This window comes from Geothrix mesophila (assembly GCF_022808835.1).
GTDB classification, from domain to species: domain Bacteria; phylum Acidobacteriota; class Holophagae; order Holophagales; family Holophagaceae; genus Geothrix; species Geothrix paludis.
This window is the reverse complement of record NZ_JAKZLD010000001.1, coordinates 1,591,639-1,606,349: the sequence shown is the minus strand read 5'-3', so window position 1 is coordinate 1,606,349 and position 14,711 is coordinate 1,591,639. Positions and strand designations below refer to the sequence as shown.

General features: G+C 69.7%; 10 protein-coding genes. 6 read left to right on the top strand and 4 right to left on the bottom strand.

Annotated features, from left to right (window positions below; genetic code table 11):
• Positions 1–150: 150 nt before the first annotated feature.
• The 4 genes from clpB (at position 151) to MLG87_RS07170 (ending at position 6,432) form a co-directional block, all read left to right on the top strand.
• On the top strand, positions 151–2,724 hold the full coding sequence (clpB, locus tag MLG87_RS07185; protein ID WP_243294501.1) for an ATP-dependent chaperone ClpB: 2,574 nt from the start codon (positions 151–153) through the stop codon (positions 2,722–2,724).
• A gap of 309 nt (positions 2,725–3,033) precedes the next feature.
• The gene (locus MLG87_RS07180; protein ID WP_243294500.1) at positions 3,034–4,470 is read left to right on the top strand and encodes an HD-GYP domain-containing protein; all 1,437 of its coding nucleotides are present in this window, start codon (positions 3,034–3,036) and stop codon (positions 4,468–4,470) included.
• A 31-nt stretch (positions 4,471–4,501) separates the two neighbouring features.
• Positions 4,502–5,512 (top strand): glycoside hydrolase family 3 N-terminal domain-containing protein, encoded by a 1,011-nt coding sequence (locus tag MLG87_RS07175; RefSeq protein WP_243294499.1) that lies wholly within the window; start codon positions 4,502–4,504, stop codon positions 5,510–5,512.
• Entirely contained in the window at positions 5,512–6,432 is a 921-nt protein-coding gene (locus tag MLG87_RS07170) for a diguanylate cyclase (protein ID WP_243294498.1), read from the top strand. The genes MLG87_RS07175 and MLG87_RS07170 overlap by 1 nt, the downstream gene beginning before the upstream one ends.
• 87 nt (positions 6,433–6,519) lie before the next feature.
• Here MLG87_RS07170 and metK read toward each other — a convergent pair whose 3' ends face one another.
• Positions 6,520–7,662 (bottom strand): methionine adenosyltransferase, encoded by a 1,143-nt coding sequence (gene metK / locus MLG87_RS07165; RefSeq protein ID WP_243294497.1) that lies wholly within the window; start codon positions 7,660–7,662, stop codon positions 6,520–6,522.
• Positions 7,663–7,845: 183 nt separating this feature from the next.
• Between metK and MLG87_RS07160 the strand changes: the two genes are divergently transcribed.
• On the top strand, positions 7,846–8,979 hold the full coding sequence (locus MLG87_RS07160) for a hypothetical protein (RefSeq protein ID WP_243294496.1): 1,134 nt from the start codon (positions 7,846–7,848) through the stop codon (positions 8,977–8,979).
• 132 nt (positions 8,980–9,111) lie between these two features.
• Positions 9,112–11,520 carry an Ig-like domain-containing protein gene (locus MLG87_RS07155; protein ID WP_243294495.1) on the top strand — a complete coding sequence of 803 codons (2,409 nt, stop codon included), beginning with the start codon at positions 9,112–9,114 and terminating at the stop codon, positions 11,518–11,520.
• Between the two features lie 55 nt (positions 11,521–11,575).
• Here the strand turns inward: MLG87_RS07155 and MLG87_RS07150 are convergent, their stop codons facing one another.
• Genes MLG87_RS07150 through MLG87_RS07140 form a run of 3 tightly spaced genes read right to left on the bottom strand, consistent with a single transcriptional unit; the run spans position 11,576 to position 14,684 of the window.
• Positions 11,576–12,829 carry a 1-acyl-sn-glycerol-3-phosphate acyltransferase gene (locus MLG87_RS07150; RefSeq protein WP_243294494.1) on the bottom strand — a complete coding sequence of 418 codons (1,254 nt, stop codon included), beginning with the start codon at positions 12,827–12,829 and terminating at the stop codon, positions 11,576–11,578.
• A 1-nt stretch (position 12,830) separates the two neighbouring features.
• Positions 12,831–14,063: a spinster family MFS transporter gene (locus MLG87_RS07145; RefSeq protein WP_243294493.1), complete on the bottom strand. Its 1,233-nt coding sequence runs from the start codon at positions 14,061–14,063 to the stop codon at positions 12,831–12,833.
• Between the two features lie 21 nt (positions 14,064–14,084).
• Positions 14,085–14,684 carry an OmpH family outer membrane protein gene (locus MLG87_RS07140; RefSeq protein WP_243294492.1) on the bottom strand — a complete coding sequence of 200 codons (600 nt, stop codon included), beginning with the start codon at positions 14,682–14,684 and terminating at the stop codon, positions 14,085–14,087.
• Between the last annotated feature and the right edge of the window lie 27 nt (positions 14,685–14,711).

Genomic DNA, 14,711 nt, shown 5'->3' with positions numbered 1-14,711 from the left:
GGAAGGGCTCGGCCGGAGCCTTGGCAAACGGGTGGGATCCACCCGGGTGGCGAAGGTGGCGCCATGGAGATTTAGGGTTCGTATAATTTTGGAAGAAAATTTTAGTGCAATCAAATCATATTTGCATCACCATGGAACCCGAGGTGGTTCATGTCCCTCCTTCCCTTCACCCAGAAAGCCAACGATGCCCTGGTGGTCGCCCGTGAGCGGGCCGTGGCGGACCAGCACCCGGAGCTGGTGCCCCAGCACCTCCTCCTGGCCCTGCTGGCTCCCGAGGCGGGGCTGCGTCCCCTGCTCGAGCGGGCCGGGCTGACGCCTGAGTCCACCCAGGGCCTGGTGGACGCCGCCGAGGAGCTCGTCTCGAAGCTCCCCCGGGCCGTGGGCGGCGCCGAACCCCAGGTGGGCCCGGCCTTCCGGCACTTCCTGGAGGTGGCCAGCGACACGGGCCGGGGCCTGGGCGACCGCTTCCTGGCCACGGACGCCCTGCTGCTGGCCCTCAGCAACGCCCACACGGACGCCAAGAAGGTGCTGGAGCGCTTCGGATTGGACCGGAAGCGCCTGGAGGCCGCCATCCGCGAGACCCGCAAGGGCTCGAAGGTGGAGGACGAGAAGGCCGAGGAGAAGTTCGCCAGCCTGGAGAAGTACGCCAAGGACTACACGGCCCTGGCCGAGGCCGGGAAGCTCGATCCGGTGATCGGCCGAGACGAGGAGATCCGCCGGGTGCTGCAGGTGCTCTCCCGGCGCACCAAGAACAACCCCGTGCTCATCGGCGAGCCCGGCGTGGGCAAGACCGCCATCGTGGAGGGCCTGGCCCAGCGCATCCACAAGCGGGACGTGCCCGAGAGCCTCAAAGGTCTGCGGGTCATGGGCCTGGACATGGGCTCCCTGGTGGCGGGCACCCAGTACCGGGGCCAGTTCGAGGAGCGCCTCAAGGGCGTCATCGAGGAAGTCGAGAAGGCCGAGGGCCAGATCGTCCTCTTCATCGACGAGCTGCACCTGCTGGTGGGCGCCGGCGCCGTGTCCGGCGGCATGGACGCCGCCAACCTGCTGAAGCCGGCCCTGGCCCGGGGCGAGCTGCGCTGCATCGGCGCCACCACCCTGGACGAGTACCGCAAGCACATCGAGAAGGACGCGGCCCTGGAGCGCCGCTTCCAGCCCGTGCTCGTGGACGAGCCCTCGGTGGAGGACGCCATCTCCATCCTGCGCGGCCTCAAGGAGCGCTACGAGCTGCACCACGGCGTGCGCATCCAGGACGCGGCCCTGGTGGCCGCCGCCCAGCTGAGCCAGCGCTACATCTCCGACCGCTTCCTGCCGGACAAGGCCGTGGATCTCATGGACGAGGCCGCCAGCGCCGTGCGCATGCAGATCGACAGCCGCCCCACGGAGATCGATGTCCGCGAGCGCCGCGAGATGCAGCTGCAGTTGGAGCGGCACTCGCTGACGAAAGAGAAGGATGCCGCCAGCCGCGCGCGGCTGGCAGATATTGAAAAAGAGTTGGCGGAACTGAACGAGGAACTGAGCAAGCTGCGGGCGCAGTGGGAGAACGAGAAGAAGGTCATCGAAGGGACCCGCGCCCTCCAGAAGAGGCTGGACGACCTGCGCATCGAGCTGGAGCAAGCCAAGACCAAGGGCGAGTACGAGCGGGCCTCCCGCCTCGAGTACGGCGAGATTCCGGCCCTGGAGAAGCAGATCGCCGCCGCCTCTCCCAGGGAGAGCGCCATGCTGCGCCTGGAGGTGGGCGAGCCGGACGTGGCGGCCATCGTCAGCCGCTGGACCGGCATCCCCGTGAGCCGCATCCTCGAAGGCGAGGTGGAGAAGCTCCTGAAGATGGAGGCCCGCCTCGGCGAGCGCGTGGTGGGCCAGGACCCGGCGCTCACGGCCATCGCCGACGCCCTGCGGCGCAACCGCGCGGGCCTGGGCGACCCCAAGCGGCCCATCGGCAGCTTCCTCTTCCTGGGCCCCACGGGCGTGGGCAAGACGGAGGTGGCGCGGGCCCTGGCGGAATTCCTCTTCGACGACGAGAACGCTCTGGTGCGCATCGACATGAGCGAGTTCACCCACGAGGCGGACGCCACGCGGCTCATCGGCGCCGCGCCGGGCTACGTGGGCTACGAGGAGGGCGGCCGCCTCACGGAGGCCATCCGGCGCCGGCCCTACGCCGTCATCCTCCTGGATGAAATGGAGAAGGCCCATCCGCGCACCTTCGACCTCTTCCTCCAGGTGCTGGAGGACGGCCGCCTCACGGACGGCCAGGGCCGCACGGTCAATTTCCGCAACACCGTGGTGCTCATGACCACCAACCTGGGCAGCCAGGCCATCTTCGATGCCGGCGGCGATGCCACCAAGGCCGAAGCCGCCGTGAAGGCGGCCCTCCACGGCCACTTCCGGCCCGAGTTCCTGAACCGGCTCGACGAGGTGGTGATCTTCCGCTCGCTGGACCAGGCCGACATGAAGGCCGTGGCCCGCATCCAGCTGAAGCGCGTGGAGGCCCTGCTGAAGGAGCAGCGGCTGGACCTGGAAGTTCCGGAGGACGCGCTGGACTGGCTGGCGTCGGAGGGCTTCGACCCCCACTACGGCGCCCGACCGCTGAAGCGGCTCATCCAGCAGTCCGTGGTGAACCCGCTCTCCCGCCTCATCCTCCATGGCCAGCTCCAGCCCGGCGGCCGGGCCCTGGTCTCGGTCCGCGACGGCCAGCTCCTGGTCGAGGGTGAGGCCGTCCAGTAGGCGCCCTCGCCCGCCAGCCGTTCACCCGGCGCTCCGCTTGGGCTCACGGGCCGGGCCTGCTCCCCCGCGAACGGACGCGCCACTGGCGCGTCCTCCCACTCGGCCTGCGCTGCGCTTGGCCTCGCGGAGCGGGTCCCAGGCTTTGTCTCGCCACATCGCCGTGCTTCCCCTTCGCCGCCCTCGCCCGGCAGTCGTTCACCCGGCGCTCCGCTTGGGTTCACGGGAGACCCGGGCAGAAAACGCCGCATCCGTGCGAAACTTGCCCCAGGCTTGGCCCCACCCGATGAGGCCCAGGTACACGGAGCCCGCGTGCCTCTCCCCCCTCCCATCCCCATCTTGATCGTGGACGATGAGGCCGATCTCCGGAACCTCCTGGTGGAGGCCCTGGTGGACCATGGCTATGACGCGACCGGCGCCGAGGATGGCGCCCGGGCCCTGGAGCAGGTCCGCCAGAAGCACTTCCCGGTCATCTTCACGGACCTCAACATGCCGGGCGGGCTGTCGGGCCTGGAGCTGCTGCGGGCCATCCACGACGAGGACCCGCGCAGTCTCGGCATCCTGATGACGGGCTACGCGACCACGGAATCGGCCATCCAGGCCCTCAAGCGCGGGGCCTACGACTTCATCCAGAAGCCCTTCAAGCTGGTGGAGATCGAGGCCAGCCTGGGACGCGCCCTGGAGCACTACCGGCTGCTGCGGGAGAACGAGGAATACCAGCAGAACCTCGAGCGCATGGTGGAGGCCCGCACCCAGGAGATCCTGGGCCTGAAGAACGACATCGAGCGGCTCTTCGAAGGCTTCGTGAACGCCTCCGTGACCGCCATCGAGGCCCGCGATCCCAGCACCTCGGGCCACTCCAGCCGCGTCGCCGCACTCACCGTGGGCCTGGCGGAGGCGGTGAATGGCACGCCCAACGGCCCCTACGGCCAGATCCACTTCACGCCGGTCCAGATCCGCGAGATCCGCTACGCCAGCCTGCTCCACGACTTCGGGAAGGTCGGAGTCCGCGAGCAGGTGCTGGTGAAGGCCAAGAAGCTGCCGCACGAGCGGCTGGAGAGCCTCTATCAGCGCCTCCACCAGCGTTCCGTCGAATCGCTGCGGGATCGGGTCGTCGAGGCCTGGGGCCAGGGACGGACCTTCGACGAGATCCAGCTCGAGGAGCTGCTGCGCCGCCAGGAGGAGGAGACCCGGCGCATCATGGACCTGGTGCGGCGGAGCAACGAGCCCACGGTGCTGCCCCAGGAGGTGGCCCAGGAGCTGGACCGGCTGGAGGACCTCACCTATCAGCACTGGAGCGGGGATCGCCGGGTCCTCTTCGAGCCCGACGACCTGGACCTGCTGCGGATCCCCAAGGGGAGCCTCTCCACCGAGGAGCGGGAGGAGATCCAGAGCCATGTCACCCACACCTACCGCTTCCTCACCCAGATCCCATGGACGAACGAGCTTGCCGGCGTGCCCGACATCGCCTACGCCCACCACGAGCGGCTGAACGGGCGCGGGTACCCCAGGCGCCTGACGGCACCGGATATCCCGGTGCAGAGCCGGCTCATGGCCGTGACCGACGTGTACGACGCCCTCACCGCGGCCGACCGCCCCTACAAGGCCGCCGTGAGCCTGGAGCGCAGCCTGGAGATCCTGGACCAGGAGGCCAGGGTGAACCTGCTGGATGCCGAGGCCCTGCGCATCTTCATCGAGGCCCGGATCTACGAGCGCACCATGGTGCACGGGAGAACGAACGTCTCATGACCGGCGCCGGCCCTCAAGGTAAGGTGAGGGGATGACCAGCCCGCAGCAGCTTCTCTGGACCGGCTTCCGGGGCCTCGACACCGCGGAGGTCGACCTGCCCTTCACGCCAGGCGGAGTCATCCTCTTCGCCCGCAACCTGGATCCCGATCTGGCGGCGGGCCCCGCCCGCTGCCGGGCCCTCATCGACGGCCTCCAGGCCCGCTACGGACGGGACCTGCCGCTGGCTGTGGCCCTGGACCAGGAGGGCGGCCCCGTGAGCCGCCTGCGCCCCTGGGTGGGGGCCACTCCGCCGCTGCGCCGCATCTGGACCAGCGGCGGCGCTCCGGCCTGCGAGGCCTGGGGCCGTCTCTGGGGCGAGGGGCTCCGCCTGCTGGGCTTCAACGTGGACTTCGCCCCCGTGGTCGACCTCTGGGACGGCCACCCGGAGGCGGGCATCGGCGATCGGGCCGCTAGCGCGGAGCCTTCCGGGGTCGCCGCCGCCGCCGGGGCCTTCCTCCACGGCCTGGAATCCACCGGCGTCCGGGGCTGCCTGAAGCACTTCCCCGGCCTGGGCGGCACGACCCTGGACAGCCACAAGGGCCTGCCCGGCCTGGAGGAGGCCGCCCAGGTGGATCGCAACGCCGCGGCCTTCCTCCCCCTCGCCCACGCGGACCGGCTGGTGATGGTGGCCCACCTCCGCACGCCCGCCTCAACCCCCCTGCCCGCCAGCCTCCACCGCGGCTCCGTGGCCGGGAACCCCTGGGGCATCCAGGGACGGTTCCTGCCGGACGACCTGGAGATGGGCGGCTGCGCGGACTGGACCTGGGACGAGCGCGTGCGCCTGTCGCTGGAAGCCGGCCACCAGTGGCTGCTGGTCTGCCAAAGCCCCGAGGGCTGGACCGCCTGCGCGGAGGCCGCGGACCGTCTTCCCGAGTCCCTGTGGGCCTCCCCCGTCCAAGCCGCCCGGGCCATGCGGCGCCACCTGCCCCCCGCCCCGCCCTTCGGGGCCGCGGCCTGGGACGGCTGGCTCAAGCGGCTCCGGAGCGCCGCCGATAGGGTCTGATGAGCGCCCGCGTCCTCATCGTCGACGACAACGCCATGATCCGGAACGAGATCAAGGCGGTTCTCATGCGCGACGGGGGGTTCACGCACTTCCTGGAGGCCGCGGACGGCCTCACGGCCTTCAAGACCATCATGGAGACGCCGCCGGACCTGGTGCTCTGCGACCTGGTGATGCCGGGTTTCGACGGCCTGAAGTTCCTCGGCCTCAAGGCCAGCCGCAAGGAACTGGAGCAGATTCCCGTGATCATGCTCACCGCCGAGGACGACCTGGACCGCAAGGCCGAGATCCTGGCCCGGGGGGCCTCCGACTACGTCACCAAGCCCTTCCACGAGAAGGAGCTGCTCGCCCGCGTCCGGATCCACACCAAGCTCAAGCGCCTCCAGGACGAGCTTCGGGAGATGAACGCCCGCCTCGAGGGGCTGTCCGTCACCGACGCCCTCACGGGCCTGGCGAACCGGCGCCTCCTGTACTCCCGGCTGGAGGAGGAGGTGCGGCGCGCCCGGCGCACCAGGGTGCCCCTCTCCGTCGTGATGATCGACATCGACCACTTCAAGAACGTGAACGACACCTACGGCCACGCCATGGGCGACCTGGTGCTGCGCAACATCGGGGCCCTGCTGAACGCCTCCATCCGGGCCACAGACCTGGCCGCGCGCTACGGGGGAGAGGAACTCACCCTGGTGCTTCCCTACACCGACGGCGCCGCGGCCCTCCAGGTGGCCGAGGCCCTGCGGCTGAAGATCGCCGATCAGGCTCACACCCTGGACGGCACTACCCTCCAGAAGACCGTCAGCCTCGGCGTCTCCTCCCGCAGCGGCAATGCCGAGATGCCCGGCGCGGAGGAGCTGCTGAGGCTGGCCGACGAGGCCCTCTACCGCGCCAAGCAGGGCGGGAGGAATCGGGTGGAGCGGGCGGAGTAGCCGTCAGCTGTCAGCCAATGCAAAAAGGACGCGGCCCGAAGGGCCGCATCCTTTTCCACTGATAGCTGATGGCTGAGAACTGACAGCCTACTTCGCCGCCTTCCGCAGCGCCTCGATCTTGTCCGTGTTCTCCCAGCTGAACTCCGGACGGCCGAAGTGGCCGTAGGCGGACGTCGCCCGGTAGATGGGCTTGCGGAGATCCAGGGCCTCGATCATGGCCTTGGGGGTGCAGCTGAAGACCTCGCGCACGGCGCGGACGATGGCCTCGTCCGACACCTGGCCCGTGCCGAAGGTGTCCACGGCGATGGAGACGGGTTCGGCCACGCCGATGGCGTAGGCCAGCTGGATCTCGCAGCGGTCCGCCAGGCCGGCGGCCACGATGTTCTTGGCGATGTAGCGGCCCATGTAGGCGGCGCTGCGGTCGACCTTGCTGGGGTCCTTGCCCGAGAAGGCACCGCCGCCGTGGTGGCCGCTGCCGCCGTAGGTGTCCACGATGATCTTGCGGCCGGTGAGCCCCGTGTCGCCCATGGGCCCGCCCACCACGAAACGGCCGGTGGGGTTCACGTGGAAGATGGTCTGCGGATCCAGCAGGTCCTGGGGCAGGGCGGCCTTGATGACATCCTGGACCACTGCGTCGCGGATGCTGTTCTGGGTGATGTGCTCGTCGTGCTGGGTGGAGATGACGACGGTGTGGATGCGCTTGACCTGGTCCCCGTCGTACTCCACGGTCACCTGAGACTTGCCGTCGGGGCGCAGCCAGGGCAGCTCGCCGTTCTTGCGCACCTCTGCCAGCTTCCGGGTGAGCGAATGGGCGAAGTGCACGGGCGCGGGCATCAGCTCCGGCGTCTCCCGGCAGGCATAGCCGAACATCAGGCCCTGGTCGCCGGCGCCGCCGGTGTCCACGCCCATGGCGATGTCGGGGCTCTGCTGGTCGATGGTGACCATCACCGCGCAGGTGGCGTAGTCGAAGCCCTTGATGTGGTGGTCGTAGCCGATGTCCTTCACCACGTCACGCACCAGCGCGGCGACGGGGATGTAGGTCTCGGTGGTGATCTCGCCCGCCACCAGCACGAGGCCCGTGGTGAGGAGGGTCTCGCAGGCCACGCGGCTGCGAGGATCGTCCTTGAGGGCCGCGTCCAGCACGGCGTCGGAGATCTGGTCCGCCATCTTGTCGGGATGGCCTTCGGTGACGCTTTCGGATGTGAAGAGATGACGCCCCTGGGCGGCCATGCCTGACTCCTGGGAACTCCTCCGGACGATCTCGGAGGAAACGGAAAGTATATCGTGGGACCTCAGGTTCATACACCTTTCGGATGACGCGGGAAACCTTGCCATGCCCTAACCTGTGGGATTAAGGTGGGATGTTTCCATCCCCGCAGCGATTGCCCCCAAGCCCCCTCAGTGGAGGAACCCATGATTCTCTTCCGTCGTCCGGCGCTGGCCCTCACGCTGATGGCCGCGTCCATCCTGATGGTGTCCACCGCGTGCAAGCGCGAGGATCCGCAGATCCGGGAACTGACCCAGAAGGCCGCCGAGGCCGACAAGGCCAGCCAGCAGGCCAACCAGGCCAGCGCGGAGCAGCAGAAGAAACTGGCCCAGGCCGGCGTGAACGACATCAGGCCCAATGCCGAGACCCTCCAGCTCACGGACGAGCAGAAGAAGGCCCTGGAAGAACGCATCAAGAACGAAAAGAACAGCTCCTACCAGGCCCTCCTCCAGGAAGTGCTCGACAAGGACAAGGAGATCAAGGACCTCAACTCGAAGATCGCCAAGCTGAAGGCCGACCTGCCCAAGCCTGACATCGCCCGTCCCAACGACAGCCACTACGGCATGGCCATGCGCTTCCTCAAGAAGAAGGGCGTGTCCGACGCCGAGGCCAAGAAGCTGGTGAGCCGCGTGGCCATCATGGAGAAGCTGGCCCCCGGCTTCGAGGTCTACCACTTCTACGCCAACGGCACCTACGGCACCTGGGTCTCCCAGGGCAAGGCGAAGATCACCCCCAACGACCTGATGCGCCAGGAGCGCGAGAAGATCGAGGGCGAGCGCGACGAGGCCGTGGCCCAGAACGAGAAGCTGCAGGAAGAGGTCACGGACCTCGAGACCCAGAAGCAGAAGATCACGGAAGAGATCGCCACGCTCCAGACCGAGCGCGCCAACCTGATCGACGAGCGCACCAAGCTGCAGGCCGACAACTCCGCCCAGCTGGCCAAGCTCAACTCGCTGCACTACGTCATCGGCAACCGCGACACCCTGAAGGCCGAGGGCGTCATCGAGATCCCCGTCTTCGCCAAGGATCGGGCCGGCAAGAACTGGCGGGACGAGGTCTTCACCCAGAGCCTCGACCTCCGCTCCGGCAAGACCATCACCATCAAGGCTTCTGAGGTGGGCTTGAAGAAGATCGGCAAGGTGAACGTGGTGCCCGGCTCCTACCTGAAGGACGAGCACTACAAGCTCACCATCAGCCCCGACAAGCAGACCGCCACCGTGGAGCTCATCACGGTGAGCCGCTTCAAGAACGACAAGGTCGTCTTCGCCGTCACCGACTGACCTACCCGAAGTCAACAAGGGGCCCCAACCGGGGCCCCTTGTTTTTGTGTGGCAATTCCACGCCGGGCCGCCTATTGTCATCAAACCAATCCAGGACCGATTCCACTTCAACCCCACCCATGAGGTGACGCGATGCTTTCACGCTTGAATCAGGCGCTCCTCGGCGCTTCCCTGCTGACGCTTCTGGCCTGCAGCAGCGGCGGGGACTCCAAGGCCCCCACGATCGTCACGGGCCCGGGCTACATGCCCAGCACCACCACGCCGGTGTTCGACCCCGCGAACGCGAACGTGCCCCTTCCGAACGTCCTGGCCACGGCCACGGCCGCGGACCCCCTGACGGGCCGGGCCCCGAACAAGCCCATGACGCCCCCCGAGGCCCTGGCCTACGTGAACCTCCATGAGATGGGCGGCACCAACGCCGTCTCCGGCCTGAACGCCCCGATCTACCTCCAGTTCAACGCTGCCGTGGACGCCACCACCGTCACCGCCGCCAACGTCAAGGTCTTCCAGATCACCCCGGACGCGGCTGGCACCGAGAACAACCCCCTCGGCTTCGCGGACGTCTCCGGCCTGTTCACCTACCAGTACACGGCGGGCGGGACCGACCTCTTCCTGTTCCCCAACTTCCCCTTGCTGCCGGGCACCCGCTACCTCTACGTCGTCACCAACCGCGTGAAGGACACCGCCGGCAAGCCGATTTCCGCCTCCCCCTACTTCGAGGCCCTCAAGTCCACCACCCCGCTCACCGGCTCCTTCGCCGCACTGGAACCCGTCCGGGCCAACGTCCTCAGCGGCTCCACCATCCTCTTCTCCGGCTACGCCAAGGTGATGAACGATCTCATCGCCGCCTCGGCCACCACCACCATCGCCCAGCGATCCGACCTCACGGTGATGGGCCGCTTCATCACCACGGGCGCCGGCTACATCGTGCCCAACCCCACCACCGCCCCCAACACCCGCATCCCCGTGGAGACCGCCCTGCGTTCCTTCGCGGCCGGCGCCACCCTGGGCGGCCTGCCGGGCAAGACCTGGTCGAACGCCGTCAGCGTGACGGCCGTCTTCGACCGTGGCGGCACGAACCCCAGCCCTGACGCCTACTGGAGCGCCGTCATGGGTACCGCCACCACGGCCCCCGCCAGCGTGGGCACGGTCATTCTCGGCACCATCAACAGCGGCGAGCTGTCCGTGGATCCCGTCGTCGTGGCCGCCAATGCCTCCGCCGCCGGCGGCGATCTCACGGGCGTCACCGGCGCCTACAACCCCGCGGCCGGCGTGGTCCAGCCCTATCGCACGAGCGGCGCCCTCACCAGCTACTACCACGTGCCCCGCGCCATCCCCTTCGTCTACATCGCCCCGGCCGCGGGCTCCAACTGGCCCCTGGTGATCTACCAGCACGGCATCACCAGCCAGAAGGAAACCGTCATCGCCCTCGCCCCGACGCTCAGCGCCGTCGGCCGCGCCGTGGTGGCCATCGACCTGCCCCTGCACGGGGCCCTGGCCGTCCCGGCCCACCAGGTCGCCCCCGGGGACTCCGCCACGGTGAAGGCCCAGAAGTCCGCGGCCTGGGGTCAGGACTTCATGGCCATCGGCGCCCCGCTGGCCACCCGCTCCAACATCCAGCAGGCCGCCTTCAACCTGAACCGCCTGGAGCTCACCGTGGCCGCCGGCGGCTTCGCCGCCCTGCCCGCGCCGCCAGCCGCCGCCGGCATCACCTTCGTCGGCCACAGCCTCGGCTCCATCGTGGGGACCTACTATCTGGCCGGGAACACCACCCTCGCCAGCACGGGCTACCCCTACACGCAGGCCACGCTGGATGCGGACATGAAGGGTTACCTCAGCGTGCCCGGCGGCCGCACGGCCTACCTCATCCAGAACAGCCCCGCCTTCGGCCCCTCTGTGGACGCCGGCTTGGCGGCCGTGGGCATCGCCAAGAACACGCCCACCTACCACCAGTTCTTCCTCGTGACCCAGACCATCGTGGACCCCGCGGACCCCGCGACCATGACCACCCCGCTCGCCGCGGGCCTGCCCAGCCGCCTCTCCAACCGCGTCTGCATCCAGGAATCCGTGGGTGATCAGGTCATCAGCAACCCCTACACCCGCTACCTGGGCAACGCCCTTGGCGGCCGCGAGGTTCTCGGCTCCGCCGGCGCCGCGGTGGCTCCCGGCTTCAAGCAGCTGGCCTACACCGCCGGCGGCACACCCAACCACGCCGCGGGCGTCCCGGCGACGTTCATGTTCACGATCTCCGGCGGTGCCCCCGCGCCGAAGGTGGCCAACGCCGCCACCACCGCCGCGGACACCACCCCCACCCAGGGCTACTTCCAGTTCGACCAGACCGGCATCGGGCACAGCTCCCTGCTGGATCCCTCGAACCTGACCAACCTCATGCTCATCCAGAAGCAGATGCGCTATTTCCTGGGCATGACCGGCGTCAACCTCGTGGTGGATCCCACCCAGGGCGGCGCCGCCCTGCCTGTGGCCCCGCCCGCCTTCCCCGGCGTGCAGGTGCCCGCGCAGTACACCATCCTCGGCCACTGATCCCAGGGCCGCATCCTGGAGAGGCGGGGCTTCGGCCCCGCCTCTCTCTTTGTGCCTACCCTTCCAGCTCCGGGAAGGCCGCGAGCAGCTGCTTCCGGGCCTCCAGCAGCTCGGGCACGGCCGGGTCCCGGCGGCGGCGGAAGCCCCGGATGGCCTGGAGGTCCTCCCCGGCCCGCTCGAGGACCGGAAGCCCCAGGAGGACCACCAGCAGGGCCAGGGGCGGGACCAGGCCGACGGGCCAGCCCCAGCGGCTGCCGACCAGGCCACCGAGGACCAGGGCCCAGAGGGGGTGCAGGAGAAGCCCCGCCAGCAGCTTCAGGGTGGCCGCCTGGTCGCCCTCGTCGGTGAATCGGCCCGCCGCCCAGTCCACCAGGCGGTAGGAAGGCCAGAACAGCAGCGCCGGTGGAAGCAGCAGGGCCGCCAGCCCCAGCCGCAGGACGGCGCCCGGCAGCCAGCGGCGGACCTCCGCGCCCGGATAGGGATGCCCCACCTGATCGGGCCGGACACCCTTGGCCCGGAGCCAGGCCTGGACCCCATGGATCCGGGCCTCCAAGGCAGCCAGGTCCTCCTCCGGCAGCGCGGCGAGGTGCGGCACCAGGGCCCGCACTCGGCGGCGCAGGACCTCCAGGTCCACCCGGCTGCCGGGCGCCTCCGTCAGGAGCCAGGCCACCTCCTGGGCCAGGGCCAGCACCCGCACCTCCTCATCGTGGAGGGTGAGGGGCTTGAGGGCGGCCCGGATGCGCGCGGTCAGCTCCGCCACGGCCTCCGGGTCCGCGCCTCGCGGCGCGAGGTCGTGCCAGACCACGGGCTCGCCTACCCGCAGGAGGACGCTGTGGCGGAAGGTGGCGCGATCCCCGTAGACCAGGCCCGCGGGCACCAGGGTCACCGGCACGGGACTGGACAGGGCCATCCGGGCGGCGCCGGTCTTGAGGGGGGCCAGGTCCGCTTCCGAGTGGCTCACGCCCTCAGGGAACATGGCCACGGAGCCGCCTTCGGCCAGCACGTCGTGGACCTTCCGGAAGCACTGCTGGATGGTCTCCGGCGTGGCGCCGCCATCCTTGGGCCGGGTGACGGGGATGGCCCGGAAGGCCGCCAGGAAGGGCCGCAGGGGGGCGAGCTTCCACAGCGTGGCCTTGGCCAGCCAGCCCGCCCGCCGTTCCAGGAGGGCCCCCGCCGCCAGGGGATCCAGCAGCCCGTTGGGATGATTCAGGAGGATCAGGCAGGGACCCGGCGGCAGGTCCGGGCCTTCCCGGCGGAGGGCCCGGAACCAGATCCGCCCCAGCAGCCGTGCGACCCGACTGGCCGCCATGTCAGGCCTTCGCCGGCCGGTGCCGCGCCCACCAGAGCGCCGCGCCGCTGAGGACGATGGCCGGCAGGACGAGGGTGAGGGCCTGGGCCAGGGCATCGCCGCCGGACCGCCCGGCGGCGTGGAGCGCATCCGCCCGGCGACCCACCAGCTCGGGGCTGATGGCGTCCCCCAACAGGTGGATGAGGAGCACGTTCACCGCCACCCCCGTGGCCCGGATGCTGGCGGGCAGGCTGCTGACCGTGAGGGCGTTGACGGGGCTGGTGTTCACGAAGAGCAGGAACATGCCCACGAAGAAGAGGGCATAGGCCGTCCCCAGGTGGCCGGTGGCCAGGGCCCAGGCCACCACCGGCGCCGAGGCCACCAGGGTGAGGCCCGAGATCCCGGCCCCCGCATCGGGCCAGCGCTTCTGCCAGCGGTCCGTGAGCCAGCCACCCAGGAAGGTCCCCAGGATGCCCGTCACCACCGCCAGCGCCCCGAAGACGAGGCCCGCCCGGGCGGTGGACACGCCAAACCGGCGCTGGACCAGGGTCGGCCCCCAGGTGCTGAGACCTCCCATGGCAAAGGTGTAGGCCACGTAGCTGGCGGTGCAGGCCAGCCAGATCCGGTTCCGGAAGACGTGGCCCAGGCGCCGCAGGTAGGGCTCCCCGGCCTCCTGGTCCCCGCCTTCATCCATGGCCCCCCGCACGGGATCCACCTGGAAGGCCATCCAGAGGGCGAGGAGCAGGCCCGGCAGGCCCGCCACCAGGAAGGCGGCCCGCCAGCCCCAGGCCCCTGCCACCAGGCCACCCAGGCCATAGCCGAAGGCGCTGCCCACGGGAATGGCCAGGTAAAACCAGGTGAAGGTCCGGGCCCGGTCCGATTCGTGGAAGCCGTCCGCCAGCATGGCCGGGCCCAGGCTGGCATAGGCGGCCTCGCCCACCCCCACCAGGGAGCGGGTCACCAGCAGGGCCGGGTAGCTGTGGACGAAGGCCGCGCCCACGGTGGCCAGGCTCCAGAGCGCAACGCCCCCGGCCACGAGGCGGGGGCGGTGGAACCGGTCGGCCAGATAGCCGAAAAGGGGCGCGGCGCACATGTACACCGCGATGAAGACGAAGGTCAGTCGTCCAAGCTGGGCGTCGGACAGGTGCAGCTCCCGGCCCAGGGGCTCGAGGATCGCCGCCACGACGTACCGGTCCAGGTAGTTCACCAGGTTGATGCCGGTGAGCAGCAGGAGCAGCCGTCGGGCGGCGGTCATCTCGTGGCGCGGCGGGTCAGGCTACTTCTTGGGGGCCGCGGGCTTGGCGGCGGGCTTGGGCGCGGGCGCCGCAGGCTTGGCCGCGGGGACGGCGGCAGTCTCGCTGGCGTCCAGGCGCTTGGCCACCTCGGCCGTGAAGCTCTCCATCCAGGCCTTGTCGCCCCAGGAGAGGACCTGCACGGCCTGGTCCGAGAAGACCATCTGGAGCTTCTGCTCCTTGGCGAGCTGCTCGACGATGGGGCCGGCCAGCTTGGTGATGGCCTCGCCCACCTTCTTCTCCACGCGCTGGTACTCCTGCTGGCTGTCCTCCTGCATCTTCTTCGCCTCGAACTCCAGGTCCCGGTACTTCTTGGCCAGGGCCTCCTTCTTGTCGGGGTCGATGCTGGGCGAGTTCAGCTGCTGCTGCAGGGTCTGCAGCTCCTGGCCCTTGGCCTGGAGCTTCTCCTGGAGGTTCTTCCCGGTGATCTCCAGCTCAGAGAAGATGGCGCCGGCCTTCTTGGAGATGCGGACCAGCTGGTTGATGCTGAAGAAGGCGAAGCGGGGAGCCTCCTGGGCCGCGGCGGGCGCGGCGAGGGCGGCGGACAGGCACAGGGCGGCCACGGACGGGGCGAGCAGGCGCATGGGGGATCTCCAGGGCGAAAGAGCCAT

Bases quoted from the DNA above. Each gene is read 5' to 3' on its own strand.
- MLG87_RS07155 (WP_243294495.1), top strand. From the start codon at position 9,112: ATGCTTTCACGCTTGAATCAGGCGCTCCTCGGCGCTTCCCTGCTGACG.
- MLG87_RS07175 (WP_243294499.1), top strand. From the start codon at position 4,502: ATGACCAGCCCGCAGCAGCTTCTCTGGACCGGCTTCCGGGGCCTCGAC.
- MLG87_RS07150 (WP_243294494.1), bottom strand. From the start codon at position 12,829: ATGGCGGCCAGTCGGGTCGCACGGCTGCTGGGGCGGATCTGGTTCCGG.
- clpB (WP_243294501.1), top strand. From the start codon at position 151: ATGTCCCTCCTTCCCTTCACCCAGAAAGCCAACGATGCCCTGGTGGTC.
- MLG87_RS07145 (WP_243294493.1), bottom strand. From the start codon at position 14,063: ATGACCGCCGCCCGACGGCTGCTCCTGCTGCTCACCGGCATCAACCTG.
- MLG87_RS07160 (WP_243294496.1), top strand. From the start codon at position 7,846: ATGATTCTCTTCCGTCGTCCGGCGCTGGCCCTCACGCTGATGGCCGCG.
- metK (WP_243294497.1), bottom strand. From the start codon at position 7,662: ATGGCCGCCCAGGGGCGTCATCTCTTCACATCCGAAAGCGTCACCGAA.
- MLG87_RS07140 (WP_243294492.1), bottom strand. From the start codon at position 14,684: ATGCGCCTGCTCGCCCCGTCCGTGGCCGCCCTGTGCCTGTCCGCCGCC.
- MLG87_RS07170 (WP_243294498.1), top strand. From the start codon at position 5,512: ATGAGCGCCCGCGTCCTCATCGTCGACGACAACGCCATGATCCGGAAC.